The organism is Rhodococcus sp. UNC363MFTsu5.1 (assembly GCF_000686785.1).
In the GTDB taxonomy this organism is placed as follows: domain Bacteria; phylum Actinomycetota; class Actinomycetes; order Mycobacteriales; family Mycobacteriaceae; genus Rhodococcus_G; species Rhodococcus_G maanshanensis.
Genome location: NZ_JMLO01000002.1, coordinates 24,260 through 36,576 on the forward strand (window position 1 = coordinate 24,260; position 12,317 = coordinate 36,576).

18 protein-coding genes and 1 tRNA gene are annotated in these 12,317 nt (G+C 69.7%); 15 read left to right on the plus strand and 4 right to left on the minus strand.

The genetic code is table 11. From position 1 onward, the window contains the following. Window positions 1–36 precede the first annotated feature (36 nt). The 10 genes from clpS (at window position 37) to rdgB (ending at window position 6,755) form a co-directional block, all read left to right on the plus strand. Complete coding sequence (gene clpS / locus BR31_RS0103695; protein WP_027499776.1) at window positions 37–372, plus strand: ATP-dependent Clp protease adapter ClpS; 336 nt, start codon at window positions 37–39, stop codon at window positions 370–372. A 47-nt stretch (window positions 373–419) separates the two neighbouring features. Beyond that, the gene (gene aosR / locus BR31_RS0103700; RefSeq protein WP_027499777.1) at window positions 420–995 is read left to right on the plus strand and encodes an oxidative stress transcriptional regulator AosR; all 576 of its coding nucleotides are present in this window, start codon (window positions 420–422) and stop codon (window positions 993–995) included. Further along, window positions 992–2,071 carry a P1 family peptidase gene (locus tag BR31_RS0103705; protein WP_231496366.1) on the plus strand — a complete coding sequence of 360 codons (1,080 nt, stop codon included), beginning with the start codon at window positions 992–994 and terminating at the stop codon, window positions 2,069–2,071. The genes aosR and BR31_RS0103705 overlap by 4 nt, the downstream gene beginning before the upstream one ends. 27 nt (window positions 2,072–2,098) lie before the next feature. Further along, window positions 2,099–2,533, plus strand: a complete 435-nt coding sequence (locus BR31_RS0103710) for a M67 family metallopeptidase (RefSeq protein ID WP_027499779.1) — start codon at window positions 2,099–2,101, stop codon at window positions 2,531–2,533. A gap of 8 nt (window positions 2,534–2,541) precedes the next feature. Continuing rightward, the gene (locus tag BR31_RS0103715; protein WP_027499780.1) at window positions 2,542–2,814 is read left to right on the plus strand and encodes a MoaD/ThiS family protein; all 273 of its coding nucleotides are present in this window, start codon (window positions 2,542–2,544) and stop codon (window positions 2,812–2,814) included. Between the two features lie 6 nt (window positions 2,815–2,820). After that, window positions 2,821–3,783: a PLP-dependent cysteine synthase family protein gene (locus BR31_RS0103720; protein ID WP_027499781.1), complete on the plus strand. Its 963-nt coding sequence runs from the start codon at window positions 2,821–2,823 to the stop codon at window positions 3,781–3,783. Window positions 3,784–3,798: 15 nt separating this feature from the next. Beyond that, window positions 3,799–4,464 (plus strand): rhomboid family intramembrane serine protease, encoded by a 666-nt coding sequence (locus BR31_RS0103725; RefSeq protein ID WP_027499782.1) that lies wholly within the window; start codon window positions 3,799–3,801, stop codon window positions 4,462–4,464. A gap of 107 nt (window positions 4,465–4,571) precedes the next feature. Beyond that, complete coding sequence (locus BR31_RS0103730) at window positions 4,572–5,330, plus strand: cyclic nucleotide-degrading phosphodiesterase (RefSeq protein ID WP_027499783.1); 759 nt, start codon at window positions 4,572–4,574, stop codon at window positions 5,328–5,330. 26 nt (window positions 5,331–5,356) lie between these two features. Next, window positions 5,357–6,145 (plus strand): ribonuclease PH, encoded by a 789-nt coding sequence (gene rph / locus BR31_RS0103735; protein ID WP_027499784.1) that lies wholly within the window; start codon window positions 5,357–5,359, stop codon window positions 6,143–6,145. Next, window positions 6,138–6,755: an RdgB/HAM1 family non-canonical purine NTP pyrophosphatase gene (gene rdgB / locus BR31_RS0103740; RefSeq protein WP_027499785.1), complete on the plus strand. Its 618-nt coding sequence runs from the start codon at window positions 6,138–6,140 to the stop codon at window positions 6,753–6,755. Before rph ends, rdgB begins: the two co-directional genes overlap by 8 nt. A gap of 232 nt (window positions 6,756–6,987) precedes the next feature. On the opposite strand, the gene BR31_RS0103750 is transcribed toward rdgB, so the two are convergent. Together BR31_RS0103750 and BR31_RS0103755 are read right to left on the minus strand one after the other, a co-directional pair. Continuing rightward, window positions 6,988–7,347, minus strand: coding sequence for a DUF3817 domain-containing protein (locus BR31_RS0103750; RefSeq protein WP_027499786.1), 360 nt, complete (start codon window positions 7,345–7,347; stop codon window positions 6,988–6,990). After that, window positions 7,344–7,739 (minus strand): hypothetical protein, encoded by a 396-nt coding sequence (locus BR31_RS0103755; RefSeq protein WP_027499787.1) that lies wholly within the window; start codon window positions 7,737–7,739, stop codon window positions 7,344–7,346. Before BR31_RS0103755 ends, BR31_RS0103750 begins: the two co-directional genes overlap by 4 nt. Window positions 7,740–7,863: 124 nt before the next feature. Between BR31_RS0103755 and BR31_RS0103760 the strand changes: the two genes are divergently transcribed. The 3 genes from BR31_RS0103760 to BR31_RS0103770 are packed head-to-tail and all read left to right on the plus strand — an operon-like array spanning window position 7,864 to window position 9,260. Continuing rightward, entirely contained in the window at window positions 7,864–8,148 is a 285-nt protein-coding gene (locus tag BR31_RS0103760; RefSeq protein ID WP_027499788.1) for an ArsR/SmtB family transcription factor, read from the plus strand. Next, window positions 8,145–8,537, plus strand: a complete 393-nt coding sequence (locus tag BR31_RS0103765) for a VOC family protein (RefSeq protein WP_027499789.1) — start codon at window positions 8,145–8,147, stop codon at window positions 8,535–8,537. The genes BR31_RS0103760 and BR31_RS0103765 overlap by 4 nt, the downstream gene beginning before the upstream one ends. Before the next feature lie 51 nt (window positions 8,538–8,588). After that, window positions 8,589–9,260 (plus strand): DNA alkylation repair protein, encoded by a 672-nt coding sequence (locus BR31_RS0103770; RefSeq protein ID WP_027499790.1) that lies wholly within the window; start codon window positions 8,589–8,591, stop codon window positions 9,258–9,260. A 24-nt stretch (window positions 9,261–9,284) separates the two neighbouring features. Here BR31_RS0103770 and BR31_RS0103775 read toward each other — a convergent pair. Then, window positions 9,285–9,369: transfer RNA gene (locus BR31_RS0103775), tRNA-Leu, on the minus strand. Between the two features lie 13 nt (window positions 9,370–9,382). After that, a complete protein-coding gene (locus tag BR31_RS0103780) occupies window positions 9,383–10,009 on the minus strand; it encodes a TetR/AcrR family transcriptional regulator (RefSeq protein ID WP_027499791.1) in 627 nt (208 codons plus the stop codon). Window positions 10,010–10,150: 141 nt separating this feature from the next. Between BR31_RS0103780 and BR31_RS0103785 the strand changes: the two genes are divergently transcribed. After that, window positions 10,151–11,650 carry an MFS transporter gene (locus BR31_RS0103785; protein WP_231496367.1) on the plus strand — a complete coding sequence of 500 codons (1,500 nt, stop codon included), beginning with the start codon at window positions 10,151–10,153 and terminating at the stop codon, window positions 11,648–11,650. A 74-nt stretch (window positions 11,651–11,724) separates the two neighbouring features. Further along, the gene (locus BR31_RS0103790) at window positions 11,725–12,063 is read left to right on the plus strand and encodes a hypothetical protein (RefSeq protein ID WP_027499793.1); all 339 of its coding nucleotides are present in this window, start codon (window positions 11,725–11,727) and stop codon (window positions 12,061–12,063) included. Window positions 12,064–12,317 lie beyond the last annotated feature (254 nt).

Below are 12,317 nucleotides of genomic sequence, written 5' to 3' on the forward strand. Positions count from 1 at the left end.
GTTTTCTCTTTCCTGAGCACGTCGTACTCTGGACCTATGGCCGAGTGCCCGACAACTATCCCGATGGCGAGGATGCCCGCAGCGTCGCCGCAGGTCACGCCAGCCGAATCCGAGGTCGAGGAGATCCTGGAAGCGGAGGACAAGCCCTGGGTGACCGTCGTCTGGGACGACCCCGTGAACCTCATGCACTACGTGACCTTCATCTTCCAGAAGCTGTTCGGCTACAGCAAGGCGAGGGCCACCGACCTGATGATGCAGGTCCACAAGGAGGGTAAGGCCGTCGTGTCGTCCGGATCCCGCGACAAGATGGAGCACGATGTGAACCGTCTCCACCAGGCCGGGTTGTGGGCGACGATGCAGCGCGACAGCTAGCGGCAATCCCGGACCACCGATCCCGAAAGGACCCGCAGGTACGCAACGTGCGCACATGGAGCCGAAAGAATTCGCTGGGCGGCGTGAAGATTCGCTCCGAGATGGACGCACGAGAGGCCTCGGTCCTGCGGTCGCTGGTGTCGTCCGTCCTGTCGCTGCTCGAGGACCGGGCCGCCGCCGTACCCCAGGACGATCTCGCGGAACTGACCGGTCTGCGCACCGGGAACAGTGACGCCCCAACGGATGCCACGCTGGCCCGCCTGCTGCCGAACTTCTACCGGGCCGAGGCCGATCGCGAGGGCACCGCGGCGCAGGGCGCGAACATGAATGCGGCACTGCGCAGTCTGCACGAGCCGGAGATCATCGACGCCAAGCTGGCGGCGGGTTCGGTGATCCTGCAGACGGTGCCGCCCGAGGGCGGCAAGGTCTCGCTGACCCCGGAACAGGCCGACGCGTGGCTCGCCGGCCTCAACGATGTGCGCCTGGCCCTCGGGACCACCATCGGGATCGACGCCGACACCCCGGACGAGCTCGAGCCCGATGACCCGCGGGCGCCGCACCTGGACGTCTACCACTGGCTCACCTGGATGCAGGACTCCCTGGTACAGGTCCTCGTCCCGTGACGGGCGCGGGGGTGCGGACGGGGCCGCGGAACTCGCTCGCCGACGTCGAGGGCCTGCTGGTCGGGCACCACCACGAGCTGGACGGGGACGCCACACTCGGCTCCGGGCGGGCGACGGGTTGCACAGTGGTGCTGGCGCCCGGCGGCGCCACGGCGTCCGTCGATGTGCGCGGCGGCGGACCCGGCACCCGCGAGACCGACCTGCTCGATCCGAGCCACACCGTCCAGCAGGTGGACGCGGTGCTGCTGACCGGGGGCAGCGCCTACGGGTTGGCCGCCGCGGACGGGGTGATGCGCTGGCTCGAGGAGCACGGCCGCGGGATCCCGATGGACGCCGACGGTCACGTCGTGCCGATCGTGCCGGGAGCGGTGATCTTCGATCTGCCGGTGGGGGACTGGTCGGTACGGCCGACCTCGGACCACGGCTTCCTCGCGGCGGAGGCGGCGGCCGAGCGGTTCGCGGTCGGATCGGTCGGCGCCGGGGTCGGAGCGCGCGCGGGGGTGCTCAAGGGCGGTGTCGGCACCGCCAGCCTGGTGCTCGGTGCCGGGGCGGCCGAGGGCGTCACGGTCGCGGCGCTGATCGTCGCCAATCCCGTTGGCTCCGTGTTCGATCCGGGCACCGGTCTGCCGTGGGGGGTCGGGGTGGCCGAGGCCGCGAGCTGGGGCCTGCGGGTCCCTGATGCCACCGACCTGGCCGCGGCGATCGAGCTCGGCCAGAAGGGCACCGTCCTGAACACCACCATCGGGGTGGTGGCGACCGACGCCGCACTGAGCAAGGCCGGCTGCAGGCGCGTCGCCGTCGCGGGCCACGACGGCCTGGCCAGGGCGATCCGGCCCGCGCATTCGCCGCTCGACGGGGACACGTTGTTCGCCCTGGCAACCGGCTCGAGGGCGCCCGCGCCCGCCCCGGTGCCGATGCCCGCCGCCTTCCCGCCGGAGCTGGCGCTGCTCGACGCGGTGTGCGCGGCCGCGGCCGACGCGGTGGCGCGAGCGATCGTCGGGGCGGTCCTCGCGGCGACGCCGGTCGCGGGAATACCGAGCTATCGGGAGCTGTTTCCGTCAGCATTCGACGTCTAAGCTGGGCGAACACATCGGGAGGCGCAGGTGTTGGTGATCAGATCCGACCTCGTCGAGGCCATGGTCGCGCACGCCCGTGCAGACCATCCCGATGAGGCCTGCGGCATCATCGCCGGGCCCGAGGGCAGCGACCGGCCGCTGCGGCACGTCCCGATGATCAACGCCGAGCGCTCACCGACCTTCTACCGGTTCGACTCCGGCGAGCAGTTGCGGCTCTGGCGTGCGATGGAGGCTGCCGACGAGGCGCCGGTGGTGATCTATCACTCGCACACCGCGACCGAGGCCTACCCCAGTCGCACCGACATCTCCTTTGCCTCCGAGCCCGACGCGCACTACGTGCTGATCTCCACCCGCGATCCGGACGCGCACGAGCTGCGCAGCTACCGGATCGTCGACGGCGTGGTCACCGAGGAACCGGTCGACATGGTGCAGACCTACCCGTACGCACAGAACCCCCACTAGGAGCCCCGATGGCCGTCATCGTTTCCATCCCCACCATCCTCCGCAACCACACCGACGGTGAGAAGCGGGTGCAGGCAACGGGTTCCACTCTGGCCGCGGTGATCGACGACCTCGAGGCCAATCATGCCGGGCTCAAGGAGCGGCTGATCAACGACGGCAAGCTGCACCGGTTCGTCAACGTGTACGTCAACGACGAGGACGTGCGTTTCTCGGGCGGGCTGGACACCGAGGTGGCCGACGGGGACTCGGTCACCATCCTGCCCGCGGTCGCCGGAGGCTGATCCGAGGTGGCCCGGTACGACTCGCTGATCGAGACCCTGGGCGACACACCGCTGGTCGGGCTGCCGCACCTGTCCCCACGCTGGACCGGGGAGGCGCCGGTGCGGCTGTGGGCCAAGCTCGAGGACCGCAACCCCACCGGCTCGGTGAAGGATCGGCCCGCGCTGCGGATGATCGAGCAGGCCGAGCGGGACGGGCTGCTCGCGCCCGGCGCCACCATCCTGGAGCCGACCAGTGGCAACACCGGGATCTCGCTGGCGATGGCCGCCAAGCTCAAGGGCTACCGGCTGGTGTGCGTTATGCCGGAGAACACCTCGATCGAGCGCAGGCAGCTGCTGACCATGTTCGGCGCCGAGATCATCGACTCGCCCGCGCGCGGCGGATCCAACGAGGCGGTGGCGCGGGCGAAGGCGATCGCCGCGGAGCACCCCGAGTGGGTGATGCTCTACCAGTACGGAAACCCGGCGAACCCGGCCGCGCACTACGAGGGCACCGGACCGGAGCTGCTGCGCGACCTACCGGAGATCACGCACTTCGTCGCCGGACTCGGTACCACCGGCACCCTGATGGGCACGGGACGTTTTCTGCGCGAACACGTCCCGGGGATCGAGATCGTCGCCGCCGAGCCGCGTTACGGCGAACTGGTCTACGGCCTGCGCAACATCGACGAGGGCTTCATCCCCGAGCTGTATGACGAGTCGGTGCTCACCTCGAGGTTCTCGGTCGGGCCGTTCGACGCGGTGCGGCGGACGCGGGAACTGATCGAGCGGGAGGGCATCTTCGCGGGCGTCTCGACCGGAGCCGTTCTGCACGCGGCCCTCGGGGTCGCGGCCAAGGTCGTCAAGGCGGGAGCCCGCGCCGACATCGCCTTCATCGTGGCCGACGGCGGCTGGAAGTATCTGTCCACCGGTGCGTACGCCGGTACCCTCGAGGATGCGGAGGCGGCCCTGGAAGGGCAGCTGTGGGCGTGACGGAAAGAGGTTCGGATGAGCACCCCGGGTGACCCGTTCAAGTACACCAACCCCGCCCTGTCGACGCCGTCGAACCCGCCCGCGACCAAGCCGGCGGCCGAGCGCCCGATGTGGCAGCAGGCGGCCGCGGTGATCGGTGGCTTCGTGGTCGGGCTGTACGTCCTCGAGTTCATCGACATGCTCGTCAAGGGCAGCCTCGACAACGGCGGCATCCAGCCGCGGACCGTCGACGGTCTGTGGGGGATCGTCTTCGCGCCGGTGCTGCACGGCGGGTGGGCGCACCTGGTCGCGAACACGATTCCGTTGCTGGTCCTCGGATTCCTGGTCATGCTGTCGGGCATCGGGCGTGGTCTCGCGGCCACCGGCATCATCTGGGTGATCGGCGGAGTCGGGGTGTGGCTGTTCGGCTCGGTGAACAACCATCTCGGCGCCTCGGTGTTGGTGTTCGGCTGGCTGACCTACCTGATCACCCGCGGCATCTTCGCCCGGCATTTCGGGCAGATGGCCCTCGGGCTGGTGGTTCTGCTGATCTACGGCGGGGCCCTGTGGGGCGTGCTCCCCGGCCAGCCCGGGATCTCCTGGGAAGGGCACCTGTTCGGCGCGGTCGGCGGTGTCGTCGCCGCCTGGGTGCTGGCCTCCGATGTCCGCAAGGCGCGCGAGGCGAAGGCGTTGAACCGGTAGCGAAGGCGCAGGTGTGACGCCCGGCGCAGCGGACGGCGGCGCCGCGTTTGGTCTCGATTCCACCCGAAGCTTTTTCCGGATCAGGTGGTCGTGGCAGCATGGGAAACATGCGCATCACCGTCCTGGGTTGTTCGGGCAGCGTCGGGGGCCCCGACTCGCCCGCCTCGGGCTACCTGTTGACCGCTCCGGACACCCCGCCCGCGGTTCTCGACTTCGGCCCCGGCGTGCTCGGAGCGCTGCAGCGCTATGCCGACCCCGGTCAGGTGTCGATCTTCCTGACCCACCTGCACGCGGATCACTGCCTCGACCTGCCGGGGCTGCTGGTGTGGCGCCGCTACCACCCCAATCCGCCGGTCGGCCGGGCCGTCGTCTGCGGACCGACGGACACCGCCTGCCGGATCGGGGCCGCCTCCTCGGAGTGCGGCGGCGAGTTCGACGACATCTCCGACACGATCGACCTGCGCACCTTCACCGACGGCGGATCCATGAGCCACGGCGCCCTGACCGTCACCTCGCGCCGGGTGTTCCATCCCCCGGAGGCGTACGGGCTGCGGATCAGCGACCCCGCCGGCCGGACCCTCGTCTACACCGGCGACACCGGGATGTGTGACGAGGTGGTCGAGCTGTCGCGTGGCGCGAATGTGCTTCTGGCCGAGGCCTCCTGGACACATCACCCCGACCGGCCGAAGGGCATCCACCTCTCCGGAACCGAGGCAGGACAGGTCGCGGCCATGGCCGGGGTCGGCGAGCTGCTGCTCACGCACATCCCGCCGTGGACCTCGCGCGAGGACGTCATCGCCGAGGCCAAGGCCGAGTTCTCCGGACCCGTCCACGCCGTCTCGCCCGGGGACGTCTTCGAGATCTGAGTCGCGGGACGTCTAGGCTTGCGACCGTGAGCAGACGACTGGATGGCAGGGCGGACGACGAACTCCGCGAGGTACGGATCACCCGGGGCTTCACGAGCCATCCGGCCGGCTCGGTTCTCGTCGAATTCGGTGGCACCCGCGTGATGTGCACCGCGAGCGTCGAGGAGGGCGTGCCGCGCTGGCGCAAGGGCTCGGGCCTCGGCTGGCTGACCGCCGAGTACGCGATGCTGCCCGCCGCGACCCACACCCGCAGCGGCCGCGAGTCCGTCAAGGGCAAGGTCGGCGGGCGCACGCAGGAGATCAGCAGGCTCGTCGGCCGCTCGCTGCGCGCCTGCATCGACCTCGCCGCGATCGGCGAGAACACCATCGCCATCGACTGCGACGTGCTGCAGGCCGACGGCGGCACCCGCACCGCCGCGATCACCGGCGCCTACGTCGCGCTGGCGGACGCCGTCACCTACCTGCGCGCAGCCGGCCGGCTGGCCGATCCGCAGCCGCTCTCCTGCGCGATCGCCGCGGTCAGCGTCGGCGTCGTCGACGGCCGGGTGCGGCTGGACCTTCCCTACGAGGAGGATTCGCGCGCCGAGGTCGACATGAACGTCGTCGCCACGGACACCGGCACCCTCGTCGAGGTGCAGGGCACCGGAGAGGGCGCGACCTTCCCGCGCACCACGCTGGACAAGCTGCTCGATTCCGCACTGGCCGGCTGCGAGCAGCTGTTCGAGGTGCAGAAGCAGGCGCTCGCGTTGCCGTACCCGGGCGAGCTGCCCGAGCCGAAGGAGCCCGAGGCGGCGAAGAAGAAGTTCGGTGCCTGACACCGTCCGGCTCCTCGTCGCCAGTCGAAATGCCAAGAAGCTCAAGGAGCTTCGGCGAGTGCTCGAGGCGGCCGGGGTGAGCGGTATCGACCTCGTCGGCCTCGACGAGGTGCCGCCGTTCCCGGAGGCGCCGGAGACCGAGGCGACCTTCGAGGGCAACGCGCTGGCCAAGGCCCGCGACGGCGCTGCGGCCACCGGGCTGCCGTGCGTCGCGGACGATTCGGGGCTCGAGGTGGACGCGCTGAACGCGATGCCGGGGGTGCTGTCCGCGCGGTGGTCGGGCGGACACGGCGACGACGCGGCGAACACGGCGCTGGTGCTCGCGCAGCTCTCCGATGTGCCGGACGAGCGCAGGGGAGCGGCGTTCGTCTCCGCGTGCGCCCTCGTGGTGCCCGGCGGCGAGGAGTCGGTGGTGCGTGGCACCTGGCCCGGCGCCATCGCCAGGGAGCCCCGCGGCGACGGCGGGTTCGGCTACGACCCGGTGTTCGTGCCGGTGGGGGAGTCGCGCTCGGCGGCGCAGCTGACCCCCGAGGAGAAGGACGCGGCCTCGCATCGCGGCCGGGCGCTGGCGCAGCTGGTGCCCGCGATCGCCGCGCTGGCCGACAGCTAGGCCCGCCCGTCCGTCGAGTGTGCAGTTCCGGGCATTCCCTTTCGGGCGACGCGTCGGAAGGTGCACACTCGACGGGCCAGCGGGGCGGCCTGCGCCCCGACCGTCGCCTGTGAGGATGTGCAGATGTCGCCGATGATGATCCCAGTGACGCCGCAGGGCTGGATCACCTATCTGATCGCGTACCTGACGGGGCAGCCCGTGATCCTGGTCGGCGGCGGGTCCTAGAGCTGGATCAGACGCCGAAGTCGCGCTTGACCTGCTGGGTGCGCCAGTGCTCGACGAAGAACGACAGGAACGGGACGGTGCCGGCGAGCAGGGTGCCGATGGTGCGGCCAACGGGCCAGCGCACCTTCACCGCGAGGTCCATCGTCAGGATCAGGTAGACGAAATAGACCCAGCCGTGCACGATCGCGATCCAGCTCGGCAGGTTGTCGACCTTGAACACGTACTTCGCGACCATCTCCGCGGTGAGCACGAGCAGCCAGATGCCGGTGGCGTAGGCGAGGACGCGGTAGCGCAGCAGCGCCGAGGCGATCTTCTTGGTGTCGCGAACTTCGGTCGCGGTGACGGTCTCGTCGGGGGCCGTGCTCACGTGCTGCTCCTATCGGCCTCGCCTGCTCTGAGCTGCGCGAGGTAGTTGTTGTACGCCTGGTGGGCTTCGTCGTCCGGGTTGTCCGCGTCCAGTCGCTGGTCGCCCGACCTGGTACGCGTGGGCAGCACGTCCGCGGGGATCTCGCGGACCTCGGAGGTGGAGGCCGCGTCCTCGGACGGGTCGCGGTCCTCGAGTTGCACGAACCGCCGGTACGCGTACACCACGAACGCCGCGAACAGCGGCCACTGGAAGGCGTAGCCCAGGTTCTGTCCGGTTCCGCCGACGGCCTCGAAACGGGTCCACTGCCACCACCCGAGCGCGAGACACCCGGCCGCAGCGATGACGACGAACAGAATCAGCGCTGGTCTGCGACGGGAGGGTGAACTGGCCACACAACGACGGTACCCGAGCCGGCGGAGCCGCCGGTACGGAGCCTGGGAGGCGTGGATCACCCTCGCCGGGCCCGCGATCGCCGGGGCCTTGATACGCAAGTGATGACTTGCCTATGGTGGGGTCGTGGTCACGGTCTACCGCGCCCTCGATGACGAGACGAGGCGTGTCATCCTCGACGAACTGGCGGCGAGCGACGGCCAGACGCTGTTCGAGATCTGCTCCCTGCTCACGGTGCGACATGGCCTCGGCCTCACGCGGCAGGCGATCTCTCAGCACCTCGGCGTGCTCGAGTCGGCGGGGCTGGTCGTGACGGAGCGGCGCGGACGATCGAAGTTCCACTACTTCAATTCCGAGCCACTCGCCGAGATCGCCAGACGATGGCCTGTCCGAGAGAGAGACGATCGATGAGAATCAATCTGACGAGTGTGTTCGTCGACGACCAGCGAGCGGCGCTCGCCTTCTACACCGATGTGCTCGGCTTCACGAAGCATCACGACATTCCCCTCGGCGACGACTCGTGGCTCACGGTCGTCTCGCCCGAATCGCCCGACGGCCCGCAGCTCCTGCTGGAGCCGGCGCACCATCCGGCGGTGAAGCCGTACCGGGACGCCCTTGCCGAGGACGGCATTCCGCTCGCGCAATTCGCCGTCGACGACGTCGAGGCCGAGCATGCCCGGCTGACCGCGAGGGGTGTGGTGTTCACACAACCGCCGACCGATATCGGCACCGCGGTCGTGGCCGTCTTCGACGACACGTGCGGCAACCTCATCCAGATCATCGCGGAGAAGTCGTCGTGATGCCCCGATCCGGGACCTTCCCGGTGATCTCCAGATGGACGGGAGCCTGAGGTGACCGATGCGACGGTGGCCGAGGTGGTGGCCGAGCTGGCCGTGCTCGAGGACCCGAAGGCGCGCAGGGTGAACGAGAAGCACGGTGACGATCACGGTGTGAACCTCGGCAAGCTGCGCGCGATCGCGAAGCGGCTGAAGACCCAGCAGGAACTCGCGCGCCGGCTCTGGGCGACGGACGATTCCGCGGCGAGACTGCTGGCGATCCTGATCTGCCGCCCGAAGGCGTTCGACCGCGACGAGTTGGACGCCATGGTGCGGGAGGCGCGCACCCCCAAGGTGCACGACTGGCTCGTGAACTACGTGGTGAAGAAGAGCCCGCATTCCGAAGAGCTGCGCTTGGCCTGGTTCGCCGATCCGGATCCGGTGGTCGCGAGTGCCGGCTGGGCGCTGACCACCGAACGGGTGGCGAAGACACCCGAGGGTCTCGACCTCGCGGGGCTGCTCGACATCATCGAGGCGGAGATGAAGGACGCCCCGGATCGCCTGCAGTGGGCGATGAACCACTGCCTGGCCCAGATCGGGATCGAGCACGCCGAGCACCGCGCCAGGGCCATCGACATCGGTGAGCGCCTCGAGGTGCTCAAGGACTACCCGACGCCGCCGAACTGCACGTCGCCGTTCGCGCCCATCTGGATCGACGAGATGGTGCGCCGTCAGCAGGTCGGGTAGTTCCGCAGTTCGTGGAACTGCTCGTGGTGCGCGAGGGGGGACTTGAACCCCCACGTCCTGAGACACCAGGACCTAAACCTGGCGCGTCTGCCAATTCCGCCACTCGCGCGTGCCGAAACAGCCTACTTCACGGCGTCACCGGTGGGCGCGAGCAGCGTCATGAGCATGTCCAGTTGCTGCTCGCGTGAGGCGACGCCGAGCGTGTGACCGACCATCCGCTCCTGGGAGGCGCGCATGAAGCAGCCGCTCACCAGCGTGTAGGCGACGGTCTCCGGGTCGACGTCGGCGCGCACGACGCCCAGGCGCTGCTGCTGTGCGAGGTAGCCGCCCATCATCGTGATCCCGCGATGCGGGCCGAGATCGTTGTCGCGCATGTGCGCGCCGAGCGCCTCGCGCAGGTCGGCATCGGACTGCGCCGCGGTGAGCACGTCCATCGCCGGGTCCAGGAATGCCTCGACCGCCGCCATGAATCCGGCCAGGGTGCTGCGCAGGTCGGTCCCGGCGAACCCCCGCTGGTTGAGGTCGGCCAGCGGGCGCAGCCCCCTCTCGAACACCGCCAGCAGCAGGCCGAAACGGTCCGTGAAGTGGTAATAGATGCTGCCCTCGGACACTCCGGCCCGCTTCGCGACCTCCCGGGTGGTCAGCTTCGCGACGCCGCGTTCGCGCAGTACGGCGAGGGTCGCGGACAGGATCTCCTCGCGGCCGCCGGAGGGTGGCCTGCCGCGGCGCGGGGCGGGTGCGGTGGTCATGGTGAGCCGAGCCTACCGGTCCCGAAAAGATTCTTGAGCCAACACTCAGAAATGATGTTATTTTTGAGTACACACTCAGGAAAGGGGTGGGTCATGGCTCGGAAATGGTGGACCCTGATTGCCGTATGCACAGGGGTGTTCATGCTCTTGCTCGACGTGACGATCGTGAATGTCGCGCTGCCCGACATCCAGCGCGAGTTCGGCGCCTCGCTCACCGATCTGCAGTGGGTGATCGACGCCTACGCGCTCACCCTCGCGGCCTTCCTGCTCACCGCGGGAACGCTCGCCGACAAGTACGGCAGGCGGCTGGTCTTCGCGGTCGGTCTCGTCGTGTTCACCGTCGGGTCGCTGCTCTGCGGCGTGGCCGACTCGCTGGTGCTGCTGTCCGCCTCGCGGGCGATCCAGGGTGTGGGCGGAGCGATCATGTTCGCGACGTCCCTCGCGTTGCTGGCGGGTGCGTTCGCCCCGCGCGAGCGAGGCGTCGCCTTCGGTGTGTTCGGTGCCGTCACCGGTGTCGCGGTGGCGGTGGGGCCGGTCCTCGGCGGGGCGCTCACGAGCGGGTTGTCCTGGCGGTGGATCTTCTTCGTCAACCTCCCGATCGGGATCGCGGCGCTTGCGGTGACGCTGTTGCGGGTCGACGAGTCGCGGGCACCGACCGCGCACCGAGTGGACTGGGCGGGCTGCGTGACGTTCAGCGCCGCGCTCGGTGCGCTGGTGTTCGGGCTGATCCGCAGCCACGCCGACGGCTGGGGGTCGGTCACGGTGGCCGGTTCGCTGGCGGCATCCGTGGTGCTCCTCGTGGCCTTCGTTGTCATCGAAAAGACTTCGGCCGCACCGATGTTGGACCTCAGCCTGCTGCGGGTACCGACCTTCGGCGGCGGGTTGATCGCCGCCTGGGCCATCTCAGCCTCGCTCTTCTCGCTGCTGACCTATCTGGTGATCTTCCTGCAGGGCATCCAGGGCTACTCGGCCGTCGAGACCGGGCTGCGGTTCCTGCCGCTGACCCTCGCGATCTTCGTGACCGCCGGGGTGGCGGGCCGGCTGAGCGACGTGGTCCCGGTGCGCTGGCTGATCGCCCCCGGGTTCGTCTTGGTCGCGGCCGGACTGTGGCTGATGCGCGGCGTCGACCCGGCGGGCAGCTGGACCCAGTTCGTCCCGGGCTTCCTCGTGGCCGGAGCGGGGGCCGGGCTGATCAACCCGCCGCTTGCCTCGACCGCGGTCGGCGTCGTCGAGCAGGACCGCGCGGGCATGGCCTCGGGCATCAACTCGACGTTCCGACAGGTCGGCATCGCGACCGGCGTCGCCGCCCTCGGCAGTCTGCTGGCCTCGCGAATGGACGACTCGGTGCGCGCCGCACTGTCGGACGGTCCGCTCGCGGGCCGGGCGGGGGAGTTCGCGGACGCGGTCAGTAGCGGCAGCACCGCGTCGGCGATCGGCTCGCTGCCGCCCGAACTCCGTGGGCTCGCGGCGCGGGCCGCCGGCACCGGATATGCGGAGGCGCTCGACAGCATCCTGCTGATCGGTTCGGCGACCGCGGTGCTGGCGGCGGTCGCGACGCTGCTGCTCATCCGGTCCCGCGACTTCGTCGAGGCGCCGGGGGAGCTGGAGTCGGGCGAGGCGGCGGCCGCGATTCGAGTGTGAGAGCCGTGGTCACAGTGTGGTCCCGGCCGTGTCGCGCGGCCGGGGCCGTCGCCCGATTTGGTAGAGCTGACTGCATGGGAACACTCACGGTCACCGACAGCACCCTTCGCCTCACCCTGTCGACCTGGGAGAAGGTCGGTGCCCTCCATGGCGACGTCGAGGTCCCGTTGAGTTCGATCCGTGCCGTCGAGGTCTGTCCCGACGGGCCGTCGGCGCCGCGCGGTATCCGTGCGCCGGGATTGGGCGTGCCCGGCGGCCGCAAACTCGGCACCTGGCGCTCACAAGGGCGGCGCGAGTTCGTCGACGTGCGGAGGGGGCAGCCCGCGTTGCGGATCGAGCTCTCGGGTCAGCCGTTCGCCGCGCTGGTGGTCGGGGTGGACGATCCGGAGGCCCTCGCGCGGCGCCTCGGGTAGTCGGAACCCTGCGCGCTTTTCGCCCCTCTGGGGGTGTAACTCGCGCACGGGCGGCAAGCCGCAGATAACGAGTTGATAACGATCAACATGAGGGGTTCCTCAGGTTTCGCGCGGGGTCGTTTTCGGCCCGGCCAGCGCGTTCTCTCCCTACCCGCGAGTCACTTGTGAAGCCGATTTGTGACCTGCGTCACGCCTACTACCTGGTAGAACGCTTGTCCAGGTCGCAAACGTGAGGAAATCCTCACCATTCTGTG